Origin of the sequence: Streptomyces sp. NPDC014991 (assembly GCF_043080665.1) — a bacterium.
Lineage (GTDB): Bacteria > Actinomycetota > Actinomycetes > Streptomycetales > Streptomycetaceae > Streptomyces.
Window position 1 is genome coordinate 68,637 of record NZ_JBIBVY010000004.1, and the last position, 16,734, is coordinate 85,370.

Below are 16,734 nucleotides of genomic sequence, written 5' to 3' on the forward strand. Positions count from 1 at the left end.
GCGCCCACAAGATAAAGAGTGATCGTTTTGTTTTGGGTAAAGCGACGGTAATAACTGAGGCTCGCGAGGTCGAGATCCGGCCTCGGGCGGAGGTTCAGGGGCAGAACGACCCGCTCAATGCCGCTTACCATAGGGAACGTTTCATTTGAATGAAGGAGGGAACGTGGTGGGGCAACCCAGACAGGAGCGGGCCATACAGACGCGCGGGGCGCTCATCCTCGCGGCGGCGGAGGTCTTCGACGAGTACGGCTTCGCGGGCGCCAGCATCAGCCGCATCCTCAAACGGGCCGGGGTCACCGCGGGAGCCCTGTACTTCCACTTCGAGTCCAAGGAAGCCCTCGCCAAGGCCGTGATGAACGCCCAGTCCGACACGATCCTGCCGTTCCTGGAGTCCCAGGGGCTGCAACGGCTGGTCGACATCACGCTGGTCTGGGCGCGCCGGCTGCAGACCGATCCGCTGTTGCGGGCCGGGGTCCGGCTCACCGGCGAGCAGACGACCTTCGGACTGCGCGACTCCAGCCCCTACCAGGCATGGAGTCAGATCATGGAGGAATGCCTCCTGGTCGCCCGGGACAAGGGGGAACTCCAGGCCGGTGTCGAGCCGTGGGAACTCGCCGAGCTGATCGTCGAGGCCTGTACCGGCATGCAGATGTACGCGGCGGCGCAGACCTGCCGCGCCGACCTGTCCGACCGGGTCGTGCGGATGTGGCGGCTGCTGCTGCCGGGCATCGCCGTGCCGGCCGTGGTCGCCCGTACCGCGGTCGATCCCGCCCGTGCCCTGGCGGCCGAGGAAGCACCGGCTCCCGTCGGCGCCCCGGGCGGGACCACCGGCTGAGCCACCGCGCCCACCACGCCCCGAGCAAGATCACCCACCCCCCGCGGCCGTCAGGGCACCTGCACGTAAGGTGTCCCGCGTCGTACGCCCTGTCTCCCGACAGGTCTGTCCCGCGGGGCCGTTCAGGCATCCGGCGGGGTTCGCGCCACCGTAGGGGGAGTAACTCATGGTTCACACGCTCAGCCGGCTACGCCTGGCCGCGGTCAACATCGACGGCGTCCTTCTCAACGACACCTTCAGCCCGGTCATCCACCACTTCCTGGTCGACCGGGGCTGCGCCTACACGGCCGAGCTGGAACGCAGCATCTTCTCGCAGCCACGCGCCGTCGCCGGCCGGCTGCTGGCCGAGGCGATCGGCGGATCCGTCACCCCGGAAGCGGCGCTGGAGCTGTACTTCCGGGAGCGCGCGCAGTATCTGGAGACCCATCCCGTGCGGCTCGACGAGGGCGCGGTGAAACTCCTGCGGCGGCTGCGCGGCACCGGTCTGCGGACCGTCTGCTACGGCGGCCTCGACAAGGGTCACTTCGACACGTTCCTCGGCCCGCACGCGGACCTCTTCGACGACCCCGGGTACATCTGCACCGACGCGTTCCGGCCCGGCATCCACGAGATCGTCACCGAGCACTTCGGGCTCGAGTACGACGAGGCCGTCTTCATCGACGACGTGGCGAACGTCGGCCGTGCCGCCAGAGAGCTGAACGTGCCCTTCATCGGCCGTCCCACCGACTTCCGGCACAGCTTCCAGCGGCAGCTGATGCGCGAGGCCGGCGTGCGGCACATCGTGGACTCCCTGCACGCCGTCGACGAGGAACTGCTGCGGACCCTGGACCGGGAAGCGGCACTCGGCACCGTCTGGCGGGACTGACATGCTGGGCGGCAAGGTAGCCATGATCACCGGCGCGTCCAGCGGCATCGGTGCCGCGGCCGCGCGGCTGTTCGCCGAGGAGGGCGCCGCCGTGGTGCTCATGGCCCGGCGCGGGGACCGCCTCGGGCAGCTGGTGGCGGAGATCCGCGCGGCGGGCGGACGCGCGCTCGCGGCGGAGGGTGACGTCTGCTCGTCCGAGGACGTCGAACGGGCCGTCACGGCCGCCGTCGACACCTTCGGCAGGCTCGACGCGGCCTTCAACAACGCCGGTTACGCCACCGTCGGCACGCCCCTGCTGGAGATGGACGACGAGGACTACGCCCGCACGATGGACGTCAACGTGCGCGGCGTCTGGAACTGCCTGCGCCGGCAGATCCCGGCGATGCTCACCTCCGGCGGCGGGGCCGTGGTGAACACCTCCAGCGTCGCCGGGGTGCTGGCCTCCAGCGCGTCCGCCGCGTACGTGGCCGCCAAACACGCGGTGATCGGCCTGAGCCGGGCCGCCGCGCGCGAGTACGGCGACCGCGGGATCCGGGTCAACGCGCTGGTCGTGGGCAGCACGCGCACCGAGATGATGGACCAGGTCATCGGTGGGTCCCGGGAGCTGGAGGAACGTTTCGAGGCGCGCACGCTGCGCCGGCGCATGGCCTCGCCCGAGGAGATCGCCCAGGCCGCGGTCTGGCTGTGCAGCGACCGGGCGGCCTTCGTGACGGGCGCGGCGGTGCCGGTCGACGGCGGCCGGACGGCGGTCTGAGCCGACGCGGGCGTGCCCGGCCGGAGGGGCGGGCGGCGTTCCGAGGGGGCGGCCTTCCGGGGCCGCCCCCTCGTCCCATCGCAGGCGCGGAGCTCGCGGGAGGTGCCGAGGCCCAAGCACCTGACGGGGACTGGTAAATAAAGCGAACACTTGCTTTTATTCGCCGACCGGAGGTGCCTCATGGTCAGTCAGGAGAGATCCGCCCGCACCCGGCAGCGGCTGGTGTTCGCCGCCGCCACCGCGATCGCCGAGAGCGGTTACGAGGGGGCCACCCTGGCCCGCATCTGCAAGGCCGCCCAGGTGTCCATCGGGGCGCTGACCTTTCACTTCAGCTCCAAACGGCATCTTGCCGACGCGGTGCGCGCAGACGCCCGCGCCCTCACCCACGACCGGATGCGGCAGGCGGTGGGCATGGTGGACGCGGCGAGCACCTCGGGCGCCGCGCTGCCCTGCCTGGTCCGGCTGACCGTCCAGCTGGCCCATCTGCTGGAGACGGAGGTGGTCGTACGGTCCGCGGCCCGGCTCGCCCGGGACTGTCCTGACGATGACGCGTGGGTGGGCGTCTGGCTTCCCCTGGTACGCCGGCTGCTGTCACAGGCGCAGCGCTCCGGAGAGCTGCGGGCAGGGGTGGATCCGCAGGTCATGGCCGCTCTGGTGCATTACCTCGTGATCGGGGCGCAGCCGCTTCCGGGGTCGGCCTCGCAACTGGAGCGCGTCTGGGAGGTCGTCCTCCGGGGTGCCGCGTCCTTGCGCTGACTTCCTCGCGCCGGCCGGCCGTGCGCGACGGGGCCCGGATCGGCCAGGCCTTGAAAAAAATAGCGAACGTTCTCTACTCTTTTCCTCGGGCCAACGGTCGATGACGGGCTGTGGCCTCCGTGTGCACGGGGGCGAACGGGCTCCTGGTCGAAACAGGAACGGGGGAGTGGGTCGTGACAGCCATGGATGCGCGCGACGCGGAGCGGGCGCTGAGTGCACGCGTCGCACTCGGCGCCAGGGGTGCCGGCGGTGACGCCGGTGGGGTCGGCGGTTCCGGTGGTGTCGTCGACGGGGCTCGCGGTTCTGCCGGTGCTCATGGTGTCGATGTGGGCGCCGGTGTCCGCCCGGCCGAGAAGCTTGACATGCCCCCCTCAATCGAGTCGGATGTCGACCTCGCCATCGTCGGCGCGGGACCGAGCGGACTCCACGCCGCGTACTACGCCGGATTCCGCGGCCTCACCACCGCCGTGCTGGACACCCTCCCGCACGCCGGCGGACAGGTGGCCGCGATGTACCCGGAGAAGCCGCTCTACGACATCCCGGCGCACCCCGCCATCAAGGGACGCGACCTCGTGGACAACCTGCTCCGGCAGGCGGCGCCCTTCCAGCCGCACTACCTCCTGGGCCAGACCGCCACCACACTCGTCCGCACCGGCACCGGCTGGACCCTGCGGACCGACCGTGGCACATGCGTGCGCGCCGGTGCCGTGCTCATCACCGCCGGCCTCGGCGCCTTCGTACCGCGCAGGCTGCCGGCCGCCGCGGAGCACGAGGGTCGCGGGGTGACGCACCATGTGCCGCGGCTGGACGAGCACCGCGGCCGGGACGTCGTCATCACCGGCGGCGGCGACAGCGCGGTGGACTGGGCGCTCGCCCTCGCCCCCCTCGCCCGCTCCGTGACCCTCGTGCACCGGCGGGCCGCCTTCCGGGCCCACGAGTACAGCGTCCGGCAGCTGTACGCCGCACCCGTGCGGGTCATCACCGACGCGCGGATCACGCGGTGCCTGGGGGAGCGGCGGCTCGAAGCGGTTCAGGTACGGTCCGGCGACGACCTGCTGACGCTGCCCGCCTCCACCCTGATCACCGCGCTCGGCTTCACCGCACAGCTCGGCCCGATCGCCGACTGGGACGTCGAGCTGGAATTCCGGCAGATCAAGGTGGACGCGACCATGCGCACCAATCTGCCCCAGGTGTACGCCGCCGGGGACGTCTGCACCCACCCCGGCCGGGTGCCCCTCATCTCCGTCGGCTTCGCCGAGGCCGCCACCGCGGTCAACCACGCGGCCGTGGCACTCCGGCCGGGCGAGCGCCTCGCCCCCGGCCACTCCTCCGACGCGGTACCCCCGCCGGAGCAGCCGCTGCCTGCCGCCGTGGCCTGACCACCGTACGCCTCGCCCGGTCCGACGGCCGGGACGGCCCGCGACCACCCGGCGCCACGGTGGCGCGGCCCGCAACAACCGGCCCCGCCGGCCGACCGAACCCGCCCCCGGCCCCGCCGGGGAACCGACATGCCCTCAGGGAGATACCGCCGCAATGGACCGCAAGAAACTGACCCTGATGCCGTACGGCCTGGAAGTGCATCTGCCGGCCGGGTCACCGCTGACCGACCTCGAGCGCGAGACCTCACAGCGCGTCATCCCGTTCGGCTGCCAGCAGGGGGCGTGCGGGGCCTGCGTCATCGAGGTGCTCGACGGCTTCGACGCGCTGGGCGAGATGGACCCCGAAGAGGCCGACTTCCTCGAGGACCTCGGCCAGACCGGCGGGAACTACCGCCTGGCCTGCCAGTGCCGCCTGATGAACGCCGCCACCGTCCGCGTCGCGGAGGCCCTGTAGCCCTGCCGGCTCCCTTCGCACAGCCCACGAACAGACAACCTCGGAACCGATAGGAGTTCTTGTGTCGGCGACCAACTCCGCAGTCCGGAGTGCCGGTGTACGTCCCGTGTCCCCGCCCCAGCCCCAGGACCCCCGCGAGACCCTGACCCGTCTGCCGAAGGCGTTCCAGTTCCCCCTGACCCTGTTCACCGGCAAAGCACTGCCCGGCCAGGCCGCCCCGGGCTGGACCCCCACCCTCCACCTCGCCACGGCACTGTCCTCCACGGCCGCCGGCGTCCTGGTCGGCACGCTCGGGTACGCACTCGGCGGCGGCTGGCTGCTGCTCCTGATACCGGGGTGGGCCATCACCCTGCACGGCATACGCAACCTGCGGATGATGATCTACCACCAGTGCTCCCACCGGAACATGTACCGGCGGCGCAAGCTCGACCGGTTCATCGGCCACGGCGTCTCCAGCCTGCTCATCATCCAGAACTTCCAGCGCTACAGCCGCGAGCACGTCAAGGACCACCACGCCGCCGGGCACATGACGCTCAAGGACCCGACGGTCCAGGCGTTCCTGGTCAGCCTCGAACTGCACCCGGGCATGACGCGCCGCCGGATGTGGCGCCGGGTACTGGGCAAACTCGTCTCCCCGCGCTTCCACTTCGCCTTCGCCGTCTCCCGCGCCCGCTCCTTCTGGAGCGAGTCGGCCCGCAGCGAGAAGGTCTCCGCGCTCGTGCTGTACGGCGGTGCCGTCACCGCCACCGTGGCCACCGGCACCTGGCCGGCCCTGCTGCTGATCTGGTTCGTGCCGCTCGTCCCGCTGTTCCAGGTGAGCAACACCCTGCGGCTGTGCGTGAAACACACCTTCCCGGAGCCCGGTGTGGAGATCCGCCACGGCCGTGAGTACTTCTCCAGCCTGACCAACGCCATCTTCATCGGCGACCCGGCCCCCTCCGCCGGCCTCCCGGCCGCCCGCCGCATCGCCGCCTGGGCCCGCTGGACCCTCCGGCTCCTGTTCGTGCATGCCCCGTCCCGCTACCTGGTGCTGACCGGCGACACCGTCGTACACGACTACCACCACCGCTACCCGGCCGCCCCGAACTGGGCGAACTACATCTTCGCCCGCCAGCAGGACATCGACGCCGGCCACCAGGGCTGGCCCCCGTACCAGGAGGTCTGGGGCCTCGTCCCCGCCATCAGCCACGTCTTCGACTCGCTGTCCCGCGCGGACGCCCAGGAATACGACATCGACCGGCTGAAGGCGGTCAGCAAGCGCGAACTGTTCGCGGCCTTCGACGACTGACGACCACCGACGACCGACGATCACCACGTGTGACGAGGAAAACAGGTCCATGCAGAGCAAGCAAGCAACCGCCACCCGCACGGTCATCCTCGGAGTGGCCGCCAGCGACAGCCACGCCGTGGCCAACCACCTGATCGCCTACGCGCTCCGCGGCGCCGGCTTCGACGTGGTCAACCTCGGCACCTGCACACCCGTCGAAGAATTCGCACAGGCGTGCGCCACCCACCCGGACGCCGAAGCCGTCATCATCGGCAGCCTCAACGGCCACATCCACGAGGACCTGCGCGGACTCGCGGAGACCAAGCGCTCCGGCAAGATCCCCTGCCCGGTCGTCGTGGGCGGGAACCTCTCCGTCGGCAGCCACAAGGACGGCTCCGCGCACGAGCGCCTCTACGCCCTCGGCGTCGACCACATCCTGACCGACCCCGGTGAACTCCCCGCGCTGCTCGACGAACTGCGCGCCACCCGGGACGGCATCACCGCCCTGCGCACGGCGTCATGACCGGGCCGCACCAGCCCCTGGCCCTTCTCGGCGGTGCCACCGGGAAGGCCCCGGCCGGGGACACGGCCGCCGGCCTGCCCACCGTGGCCGAGTCCGCCGCCTACATCACCGCCCTCGGCAAACCCACCGCCGCCGAGGTCCTGCAACGCTGCCGGGCCGCGGGCCGGGTCGCCATCCAGCCGCGCTGCGGGGTCGGCGGACACGCCGAGATGACACAACTGCTGCGCACCCTGGAAGCCGAGGCGCACCCCGACATCCTCACCCTCACCATCGACTCGCACACCCGGCTCAAGCGGTTCGAGGAAGCACTGCGCAGCCTCAACCTTCACCCCGACGACCTCAACGGCTACCCGCTGGTCGCCCACGGCTGGCGGCGCGGCCGGGAACTGAACGAGTCCGTCGCCGCACCCCTGGAGATCCGGCACGGCTCACCGGACGCCCGGCGGCTCTTCGACGTCTCCGTCGCCTCCGGCATCACCTCCTTCGAGGGCGGCGGCATCTCCTACAACCTGCCGTACTCCAAGGCCGTCCCGCTCACCGAGTCCCTCGGCGCCTGGCAGGACGTCGACCGCCGCTGCGGCGAACTCGCCGACCTCGGCGTCATCGTCGACCGGGAGCTGTTCGGCACCCTCACCGCCGTCCTCGTACCGCCCTCCATCAGCCTGGCCGTCAGCGTCGTCGAAGCGGTGCTGGCGGCACGCGCCGGAGTGCGCTGCATCTCCGTCGCCTACCCCCAGGGCGGCCACCTCGCCCAGGACATCGCGGCCCTGCGCTGCATCCCCGTCCTCGCGGAGCGCTACCTGCCCGCCGGCGTCGACGTGCACGCCGTACTGCACGAGTTCATGGGCGTGTTCCCCCGGCAGCGGGACAACGCCGAGGACCTCATCCTCTACGGCGCCCTGGTCGCCCGCCTCGGCGGCGCCTCCAAGCTCATCACCAAGACCTACCAGGAGGCCTACGGCATCCCCGACACCCGGGCCAACGTGGAGGGGCTGCGGCTAGCGGACCGGGCCAACTCCCCGCTGCTGGACTTCCTCCGGGTCGACGAGGCGCGGGTCGCCGAGGAGATGGAGTGGATCCTCACCGAGGTCGGTGACCTCGTGGATCCCCTCGTCGAGCGCGCGGACCTCATCGAGGCGGCGGCCGAGGCATTCGAACGGGGCGCCCTGGACATCCCGTTCAGCGCGAGCCGCTACGCACGCTCCGACGTCATCCCCCGGCGCGACGCCGAGGGCGCCATCCGCTATCTCTCGGCCGGTTCCCTGCCGTTCTCCGCGGCCGGCCGCCGTCGCAACGAGGAATTACTCGCGGCCCGGCCCGGCACGGAGGCGGCCCTGGGCTCCCTGATGGCCGGCCTCACCGGCGACATCAACTACTTCCGCACCGTCTTCGACGAAACGGACGACACCGCATCAGCCGGCACCACCGGTGCCGACATCCCCGTGAGCAAGTGAGGTATCCATGCGCGCGATCCAGGTGACCCGGACAGGCGGCTCCGCGGCTCTCACCCCTGTGGAACTGCCCGAGCCCGCACCCGCGGCCGGCGAAGCCGTGGTGCGCAACGCGGTGATCGGACTCAACTTCATCGACGTCTACTTCCGCGACGGCAGCTACCCCGCGCCCTGCCCGTTCGTCCCCGGCCAGGAAGCCGCGGGCACCGTCACCGCGGTGGGCGAGGGCGTCGAGGGCATCGCCGTCGGCGACCGCGTCGCCTATGCCACCCAGCTCGGCGCCTACGCCGAGTCCACCGCCGTACCCGCGGCCAAGCTCGTCCCCGTCCCGGAGAACATCCACCTCCGCGACGCCGCCGCCGTACTCCTCCAGGGCCTGGCCGCGCACTACCTCACCCACACCACGCACCCCGTCACCGCCGGCGAGACCGTGGTCGTCCTCGCCGCGGCCGGCGGACTCGGCCGGCTGCTGGTCCAGCTCGCCGCCCACCGCGGGGCGACCGTCGTCGCCGTGGCCTCCACCGAGGACAAACAGCGCCTGGCACTCGAAGCAGGGGCCCGGCACGCACTGCCCTACGACGGCTTCGCCGAGCGGATCAGGGAACTCACCGGCGGCGAGGGCGCCCACGTCGTCTACGACTCGGTCGGCGCCGACACCTTCGACCACAGCCTGGCCGCGCTGCGCCGCCGGGGCCACCTGGTGGTCTGCGGGCTCTCCAGCGGTCCGGTCGGCGCGATCGACGTCGAACGGCTGCGCACGGCCGGGTCGCTGACCCTGACCCGGCCGTCCCTGGGCGACCACGTACCCGACACGGCCGCCCTGCGCGCCGCCGCCGCGGACGTCTTCGCCCACGTCGCCGACGGCGTCGTACGACCGCGGGTCCAGACCGAGCTGCCGCTGTCCGAGGCGGCCCGGGCCCACGACCTGCTGGAGGGCCGGGGCACGACCGGAAAGGTCCTGCTGCGCCCCTGAGAACGCGGCACCGGACGGACGGAACCGACGGACGAGACAGGCGACGAGGAAGGCTGAACCATGAGTGTCGAAGCGGGAGTCGGACCACAGCCCGCCGGGGCCGCCCCACCCGGCACACCGGACGCGGCGGGCCCGGACGCCCGGGGGATCGGCCTGGTCCCGGCCCCGGTGCTCATGCTGATCGGCATGGTCAGCACGCAGCTGGGCGCGGCCTTCGCCAAGCAGATGTTCGGCACGGTCGGACCCGCCGTCATGACCGTCCTCCGCCTCGGCTTCGCCGCCGTCGCACTGCTGCTGTGGTGGCGGCCCTCCTTGCGGCTGGAGCGGCGCACCGCCCTCACGGTGGCCGGCCTCGGCGTCACCATCGCCGGCATGAACATGTGCTTCTACCTGGCCATGGCCCGCCTGCCCGTCGGCGTGGCGCTCACCATCGGCATGTCGGGGCCGCTCATGGTCGCCGCACTGTCCAGCCGGCGGGGCCGTGACCGGATGTGGACGCTGCTGGCCGGCGCGGGCATCGCCCTGCTCGGCTGGCAGGGCGGCGCCACCGGCCTCGCCGGCCTGCTGATCTCCGCTGGCTGCGCCGTGTTCTGGGGCGCCTACGTCCCCCTGTCCGCCCGGGTCGGAGCCCAGCTCCCGGGCGGCGGCGGGCTCGCCCTCGCCATGCTCTTCGGCACCGTGTGCGCGCTGCCGTTCGGGCTGACCGAGGGCGGCTCGGTCCTGGGCCACCCCTGGGCGCTCGCCTTCGGGTTCGGCGTGGCGATGCTGTCCTCGCTCGTCCCGTACACCTGCGAGATGGAGACCCTGCGCCGGGTGTCGGCGCTGGTCTTCGGCGTACTGCTGAGCCTGGAGCCGGCGATCGGCGCACTCGTCGCCCTGATCGTGCTGGGCGAGACCCTGTCCGCCGGGCAGGTCCTGGGGCTCGCCTCCGTGGTCACCGCGTCGATCGGCGTCATCCGCGGCACCCGCGCCACCACCTGAACCCGCCGCCCCCGCGCCACCACCGAACCCGACAGAAGGATGCGATCCGTGAACGACACCACCCCCGCCACCACCGGCACCGGGCACCGCGTGGCCCTGGCGGGCACCCCCGACGGTCTGGAGCAGCTGCGCACGCTGGTGACCGCCGCCCTCGACGCGGTCTCCGCCGCCGCGGCCCAGCGGACCGGCCCGGTCCCGGCCGGCGGCCCCGACGCGGCGGTCGCCGCGGTACGCGACCTGGTGCGCGACGGCGGCTTCCTCACCGACGCACCCGGCCCGGACCGGGTGCGGGAGCTGTTCGAGGCGTACGCGGCCGGGGCGGCCGACCTGACCCACCCGGCCGCCGTCTCCCGGATGCAGTGCGCGCCCACGCCCGCCGCCGCTGCCGCCGAACTCCTCGCCGCCGTCCTCAACCAGTCGCTGCACTCCTGGGAGAGCGGCCCCTTCGCCCTCGAACTGGAACGCCGGCTGATCGCCGAGATGGCCGACTGGGTCGGTTACGGCGAGACGGCCTCCGGCACCCTGACCCCCGGCGGCAGCATCTCCAACCTGATGGGCCTGCTGCTCAGCCGCGACCACGTGCTCGGCGGCGTCACCGGCGCCGACATCTCCCACACCGGACTCGCCGGCCGGGCCGTACGGCCGCGGATCCTCTGCTCGACCGCCGCGCACTTCTCCGTCGCACGCGCCGCCGGCTTCCTCGGGCTGGGCCGGGACGCGGTGGTGCGGGTGCCCGCGGACGAACGAGGCCGCATGCTCCCCGAGGAGGCACGCCGGCTCCTGGACGGATTCGCCCCCGACGAGGTCCCCATCGCGCTGGTGGCCACCGCCGGCACCACGGACCACGGCTCCTTCGACCCGCTGCCGGAGCTCGCCGCCCTCGCCGCCGAACGCAGGATCTGGCTCCACGTCGACGCCGCGTACGGCATCGGCGCCCTGTTCTCGGACACGCTCCGCCCCCTCTTCGACGGACTGGCGGAAGCCGACTCCATCGCCTTCGACCTGCACAAGTTCGGCTGGACACCGGCGTCCTCCAGCATTCTCCTGGTACGGGACCGGGCCCGGATGAACCCGCTCGGCCAGCAGGCCGTCTATCTCAACCCGCCGGACGACGAGGCCGAGGGCTACACCGCGCTCCTGGGCACCTCCCTCCAGACCACCCGCCGCTCCGACGCCTTCAAGATCGCGGCCTCGCTGCTGGCCCTGGGCCGCGAGGGCATGGGCGAATGGGTCGACGCCTGTCACTCCCAGGCCCGGTACGCAGCCGCGCGCGTCACCCGCGACCCGGACCTCGACCTGCTCGCCGAACCGGTCCTCAGCACCGTGGTCTTCCGCTGCCGGGCCGGTTCGGCCGTCGAGGACGAGAGCGCCTGGAACGCCGCGGTCCGCAGGCACCTGATGGCCGAGGGCAAGGCCCTGCTGGCCCGCACGAAGGTACGGCGCCAGGACGGGCAGGCACAGGTGCACCTGAAGCTGGTCTTCCTGAACCCGGCGACCACCACGGAGGAGATCGACGCGCTGCTGGACGACGTCGTGGCCGCCGCCGCGGAGGTCCGGGAGTCCACGCGGGCGCGGACGCCGCAGACGGCACACTGAGCGGCCCACCGGTCCGGGCCCTGGCCGGCGTTCCCACGCCCGTCCGGGGCCGTACCGCGCCCCGGACGGCACGGACGCCGAACCGGAACGGCACGACACCTTCCGGCGGCAGTCACGGCACCGATCTCGACGCAACCCGTAACCCGCTGAACGGTCCGCGGTTGTAGGCGGTGGGGGGACTGTCGGCTGAGCCCGGTCCCCGCGGATCAACTCGCCTCTGGACAGCGGGGAGGACAGCGCGTCGTGGCCGTTACGGAGTCGGTGGCAGGAGGCACGCCCGGGCAGACGCGGGCCGTGCACGAGGGAGTTCTCAGACGCCAGTCGGCGCGTGAGTCCTCGGCGCGCACCTACGCCCGCGCCCTGCCCATCGTGCCCGTCCGGGCGCGTGGGCTCACCATCGAGGGCGCCGACGGGCGCCGCTACCTCGACTGCCTCTCCGGCGCCGGCGCCCTCGCGCTCGGCCACAACCACCCCGTGGTGCTGGAGGCCATCCGCGCGGTCCTCGACTCCGGCGCCCCCCTCTCCGTCCTCGACCTGGCGACCCCCGTCAAGGACGCCTTCGTCACGGAGCTGTTCCGCACGCTTCCGCCCGGCCTCGCCGGCCGCGCCCGCGTGCAGTTCTGCGGACCGGCCGGCACCGACGCCGTCGAGGCCGCCCTCACCCTGGTCCGGGCCGCGACCGGCCGCGCCGGCATGCTCGCCTTCACCGGCGCCTACCACGGCATGACCACCGGCGCCCTGGCCGTCTCCGGCGGTGCCCCCGATGTCCGGGTCGCCCGCCTGCCCTACCCGCAGGACTACCGCTGCCCCTTCGGTGTCGGCGGTCCGCGCGGCGCCGAACTCGCCGCCCGCTGGACCGAGTCCCTCCTCGACGATCCCAAGTCGGGCGTCCCCCTGCCCGCCGGGATGATCGTCGAACCCGTCCAGGGCGAGGGTGGTGTGATTCCCGCGCCGGACGACTGGTTGCGGCGCATGCGACAGCTCACGGCGGACCGGTCCATCCCGCTGGTCGCCGACGAGATCCAGACCGGTGTCGGCCGGACGGGCAGCTTCTGGGCCGTCGGCCACAGCGGCGTCACCCCCGACGTCATGGTCCTGTCCAAGGCCATCGGCGGCAGTCTCCCCCTGGCCGTGATCGTCTACCGCGACGATCTCGACGTCTGGCAGCCCGGCGCCCACGCCGGCACGTTCCGCGGCAACCAGCTCGCCATGGCCGCGGGCACCGCCACCCTCGCCTACGTCCGCGAGAACGGCCTCGCCGACCGCGCCGCCGCCCTCGGCTCCCGCATGCTGTCCCGGCTCCAGGACCTGGCCCGCGAGTTCCCCTGCGTGGGCGACGTACGGGGGCGGGGGCTGATGATCGGACTGGAACTGGTCGACCCGGAAGCCGACGGACCCGTCCCCGGCCGCGGACACGTCCCGGTCCCCGTCCCCGGCTCCGGACTCGTCCCCGGCTCCGGACCAGCCCTCGGCGAGCGCGGCGCCACACCGGCAGGGCAGGAGCCCACCCGCACGCCGCACCCCGCCGCGCCCCAACTCGCCGCCGCCGTACAGCGGGAGTGTCTCCAGCGAGGCCTGATCGTCGAACTCGGCGGCCGTCACGCGTCCGTGGTCCGGCTGCTTCCCCCACTGACGATCAGTGACGAACAGGCGACGGCCGTACTCGACCGCCTGGCCGACGCGGTGGCGGCCGCGGCCCGCCGGCACGAGACCCACGGCCCACACCACCCAGGCCGCCACGGCCCCGCCGAGCGCGCCGGCTGAGCACCACCCGCACCCCACCCGGCCCCTGACACAGGTGCCGGCCATCGGGCCGTCACTCCGTCCCCTCACGCCACGCCCCCTTTCCCGGACGTCCGGGCCGACGCCGCCCGCCGGCACCGACCGCAAAGCCATCTCGTCCACGTCCAGCTCTCTTCGCCCACCCACCCCGTCGCTCCGGCGACCCCCACCCAGACGATGCGGCGACCGAGCGGACGGCCGACCGAGCCGCACCACCTCACCTCCAGCCCCGAGGAGCCGTCATGAACGCCACACCCACTCCCGACGGCCACTCCGGCGCCCCCGACGAACCAGGGGGCTCCGGCGCCCCGGCCACACCGGTACCGCTCACCGAATCGCTTCCTCAGCAGAAGCGGCGGGACGCGGACCTCACGCGACGGACCGAGCCAGGCGCCGACCCCCTGGAGAGCCCCGATCCCCGCACCGCGGCCCAGGCCGCCGCGGTGGAGAACCTGCTGCGCTGCTGGGTCCGCGAGACCGGCCTGGCCGCCCCCACGACCGGCAGCCTCCACATCCCGCTGCCCGCCAGCGGCACCGCACTGACCGTGCCGGTCCGCTACTGGTCCCCGACGGGCTGGCACCGCTTGGGCCCTCCCCGTTTCACCGGCGCTCCCGAGACCGCGCCGCCCGTCGACGCCGTCACACTCGCGGCACTGCTCGTAAGGGAACCAGCCGATGACCGGCGCGGCGCCGTCCGGACCTCGCAGAGCACCGCCGCCGGCCCGGGAGACGACGACCTGGTGACGCGAGTGGCCGACTCCGTCCGCCGCACCGCCGCCTTCATCCGCCACCGGCGCGACCACTCGGCCGACGCCCCCGACCTCTTCCTCAGTGCCGAACAGTCCCTTCTCCTCGGCCACCCGCTGCACCCGACCCCGAAGAGCCGGGAAGGCCTGACCGAGGCCGAGGCCGACCGGTACTCACCCGAGCTGCACGGCTCCTTCCCCCTGCACTGGCTGGCTGTCGCCCCTTCCCTCCTCGCGACCGACACCGCCTGGACCGAACGCGGCCGTCCCGTCCCCGCCGGCCACCTCGTCCGACGTCTTGCCGGAACCGGACTCCCCCTGCCCGACGGCTACACCGCCCTGCCGTTGCACCCCTGGCAGGCCCGCGAGGTACGGCACCGCCCGTCCGTCGCCGCACTCCTCGGCTCAGGACTCCTGCGCGACCTCGGCCTCCTCGGTGCTCCCTGGCATCCCACCTCCTCCGTACGAACCGTCCACCGGTCCGGCGCCCCCGCGATGCTCAAACTGTCGCTGGGCCTGCGCATCACCAACTCCCGCCGCGAGAACCTGCGCAAAGAGCTCCACCGCGGAGTCGAGGTGCACCGGCTGCTGCGCACCGGCCTGGCCGAGCAGTGGCAGGCCGTGCACCCCGGCTTCGACATCGTCCGCGACCCGGCCTGGCTCGCCGTCGACGACCCGGACGGCCTGCCCGTGCCGGGCCTCGACGTGGTGATCCGGCACAACCCGTTCACCCCGGCCGACGACGCCGGCTGCGTCGCCGGACTGCTCTCGCCCCGTCCCGTCGCCGAGCAGACCGCCGAGTCCTCACGGGGACAGGGGACCTGGCCGATGCGCTCCCGGCTGGAACGACTCGTCGCGAGGCTCGCCGCGCACACCGGCCGGCCGGTCGGCGCCGTCGCCACGGAGTGGTTCCTCCGTTACCTGGAGCACGTGGTCCGCCCCGTGCTCTGGCTGGACGGCGAGGCAGGCATCGCTCTCGAGGCCCACCAGCAGAACACCCTGCTCCTGCTCGACCGCGACGGCTGGCCCGCCGGCGGCCGCTACCGCGACAACCAGGGGTACTACTTCCGAGAGTCCCGGCGAGCCGAACTGGACGCCCGGCTGCCCGGCATCGGTGAGCACAGCGACACCTTCGTCTCCGACGAGGTCACCGACGAACGCTTCGCCTACTACCTCGCCGTCAACAACGTGCTGGGGCTGATCGGCGCCTTCGGCTCCCAGCACCTGGCCGACGAACGGCTGCTCCTCGCGGCCTTCCGCCGCTTCCTCACCGACCTCGCCACGGGACCCGCCCCGCTGCGCACCTCCCTGCCCGGCCGCCTGCTCGACTCTCCCGTCCTGCGCTGCAAGGCCAATCTGCTGACCCGGCTGCACGGCCTCGACGAACTCGTCGGCCCGGTCGACACCCAGTCCGTCTACGTCACCATCGCCAACCCCCTTCATTCCTGAGCGCGACACCCCGGGGCGCCGCCCGAGCGGACCGCACCCCTGGCGAGCCGCACCGTCTTCCCGCACATCCGAGGAACATGAACCACCTCGTCTCCTGAGAGGAGCGCACCGTGCCTCCCACCGACGCCGGCGCCGCAACCAGCCCCGCCCCTGCCCACCAGGGCTGCGCCGGCCCCGGACCGGACACCGCGGCCCCTCGTAGCTCACGCTTCCGCGGGTTCACCGTCGAGGACGACGACCCGGACAGCGAGGACACGCTGGACCTGCGCCTGCCCGCCGACTTCATCGCCTTCTGCGCCGGAGGGACGGTCGGCCTGCTCGACCGGCCCTCCGCCTGGGGGCCGGTCACCACCTCGGCCGGCACCTTCCGCCTGATGCCTGTACGCATCGAGCACGACCTGCCGCTCGTCCACCGCTGGATGAACGACCCCGCCGTCGCCCCCTTCTGGGACCTGGCCGGATCCCGGAGCCGGACCGAGGACCATCTGCGGACCCAGCTGGCCGGCGACGGACGCAGCGTGCCGTGCCTCGGCGTACTGAACGGCACCCCGATGAGCTACTGGGAGATCTACCGCGCGGACCTGGATCCACTGGCCCGCCACTACCCGGCCCGTCCGCACGACACCGGGATCCACCTCCTTCTCGGTGATGCCGCCGACCGCGGACGAGGGCTGGGAACCGCCCTGCTCCGAGCCGTGGCCGACCTGGTCCTCGACCGGCGTCCCGCATGCGCACGCGTCGTAGCGGAACCCGATCTGTGCAACACCCCCTCCGTGGCCGCGTTCCTGAGCGCGGGCTTCCGGTACGCGGCCGAGGTCGACCTGCCTGCCAAGCGGGCCGCCCTCATGATCCGGGACCGACTCCTGCGCCATGTTCTGTAGCGTTCAGTCATCGAGTGCTCACCATGAGATACGAACGGCGGA

15 protein-coding genes are annotated in these 16,734 nt (G+C 72.8%); all 15 read left to right on the top strand.

Annotation, left to right across the window (positions count from 1 at the left end):
* Nucleotides 1-166: 166 nt before the first annotated feature.
* The 15 genes from ACF1BE_RS08895 to ACF1BE_RS08965 all read left to right on the top strand — a co-directional run bounded on the left by ACF1BE_RS08895 (nucleotide 167) and on the right by ACF1BE_RS08965 (nucleotide 16,692).
* Nucleotides 167-835: a ScbR family autoregulator-binding transcription factor gene (locus tag ACF1BE_RS08895; RefSeq protein WP_392198291.1), complete on the top strand. Its 669-nt coding sequence runs from the start codon at nucleotides 167-169 to the stop codon at nucleotides 833-835.
* A 166-nt stretch (nucleotides 836-1,001) separates the two neighbouring features.
* Complete coding sequence (locus ACF1BE_RS08900) at nucleotides 1,002-1,700, top strand: HAD family hydrolase (RefSeq protein WP_392198292.1); 699 nt, start codon at nucleotides 1,002-1,004, stop codon at nucleotides 1,698-1,700.
* A 1-nt stretch (nucleotide 1,701) separates the two neighbouring features.
* Nucleotides 1,702-2,454 carry an SDR family NAD(P)-dependent oxidoreductase gene (locus ACF1BE_RS08905; protein WP_392198293.1) on the top strand — a complete coding sequence of 251 codons (753 nt, stop codon included), beginning with the start codon at nucleotides 1,702-1,704 and terminating at the stop codon, nucleotides 2,452-2,454.
* Between the two features lie 180 nt (nucleotides 2,455-2,634).
* A complete protein-coding gene (locus ACF1BE_RS08910) occupies nucleotides 2,635-3,210 on the top strand; it encodes a TetR family transcriptional regulator (RefSeq protein WP_392198294.1) in 576 nt (191 codons plus the stop codon).
* A 362-nt stretch (nucleotides 3,211-3,572) separates the two neighbouring features.
* Complete coding sequence (locus tag ACF1BE_RS08915) at nucleotides 3,573-4,589, top strand: NAD(P)/FAD-dependent oxidoreductase (RefSeq protein WP_392198295.1); 1,017 nt, start codon at nucleotides 3,573-3,575, stop codon at nucleotides 4,587-4,589.
* Nucleotides 4,590-4,743: 154 nt separating this feature from the next.
* The gene (locus ACF1BE_RS08920) at nucleotides 4,744-5,043 is read left to right on the top strand and encodes a 2Fe-2S iron-sulfur cluster-binding protein (RefSeq protein ID WP_392198296.1); all 300 of its coding nucleotides are present in this window, start codon (nucleotides 4,744-4,746) and stop codon (nucleotides 5,041-5,043) included.
* Nucleotides 5,044-5,149: 106 nt separating this feature from the next.
* Complete coding sequence (locus ACF1BE_RS08925) at nucleotides 5,150-6,331, top strand: fatty acid desaturase (RefSeq protein WP_392198297.1); 1,182 nt, start codon at nucleotides 5,150-5,152, stop codon at nucleotides 6,329-6,331.
* Between the two features lie 49 nt (nucleotides 6,332-6,380).
* On the top strand, nucleotides 6,381-6,833 hold the full coding sequence (locus tag ACF1BE_RS08930) for a cobalamin-dependent protein (RefSeq protein WP_392198298.1): 453 nt from the start codon (nucleotides 6,381-6,383) through the stop codon (nucleotides 6,831-6,833).
* On the top strand, nucleotides 6,830-8,287 hold the full coding sequence (locus ACF1BE_RS08935; protein WP_392198299.1) for a methylaspartate mutase: 1,458 nt from the start codon (nucleotides 6,830-6,832) through the stop codon (nucleotides 8,285-8,287). Before ACF1BE_RS08930 ends, ACF1BE_RS08935 begins: the two co-directional genes overlap by 4 nt.
* Before the next feature lie 7 nt (nucleotides 8,288-8,294).
* Complete coding sequence (locus ACF1BE_RS08940; protein ID WP_392198300.1) at nucleotides 8,295-9,257, top strand: quinone oxidoreductase family protein; 963 nt, start codon at nucleotides 8,295-8,297, stop codon at nucleotides 9,255-9,257.
* A 60-nt stretch (nucleotides 9,258-9,317) separates the two neighbouring features.
* Nucleotides 9,318-10,238: a DMT family transporter gene (locus ACF1BE_RS08945; RefSeq protein ID WP_392198301.1), complete on the top strand. Its 921-nt coding sequence runs from the start codon at nucleotides 9,318-9,320 to the stop codon at nucleotides 10,236-10,238.
* Nucleotides 10,239-10,286: 48 nt separating this feature from the next.
* Nucleotides 10,287-11,834, top strand: coding sequence for a pyridoxal phosphate-dependent decarboxylase family protein (locus ACF1BE_RS08950; protein WP_392198302.1), 1,548 nt, complete (start codon nucleotides 10,287-10,289; stop codon nucleotides 11,832-11,834).
* A 243-nt stretch (nucleotides 11,835-12,077) separates the two neighbouring features.
* Nucleotides 12,078-13,598 carry a diaminobutyrate--2-oxoglutarate transaminase family protein gene (locus ACF1BE_RS08955; RefSeq protein ID WP_392198303.1) on the top strand — a complete coding sequence of 507 codons (1,521 nt, stop codon included), beginning with the start codon at nucleotides 12,078-12,080 and terminating at the stop codon, nucleotides 13,596-13,598.
* 260 nt (nucleotides 13,599-13,858) lie between these two features.
* Nucleotides 13,859-15,811 carry an IucA/IucC family protein gene (locus ACF1BE_RS08960; RefSeq protein WP_392198304.1) on the top strand — a complete coding sequence of 651 codons (1,953 nt, stop codon included), beginning with the start codon at nucleotides 13,859-13,861 and terminating at the stop codon, nucleotides 15,809-15,811.
* A gap of 110 nt (nucleotides 15,812-15,921) precedes the next feature.
* Nucleotides 15,922-16,692 carry a GNAT family N-acetyltransferase gene (locus tag ACF1BE_RS08965; RefSeq protein WP_392198305.1) on the top strand — a complete coding sequence of 257 codons (771 nt, stop codon included), beginning with the start codon at nucleotides 15,922-15,924 and terminating at the stop codon, nucleotides 16,690-16,692.
* The last annotated feature ends 42 nt before the right edge of the window (nucleotides 16,693-16,734 follow it).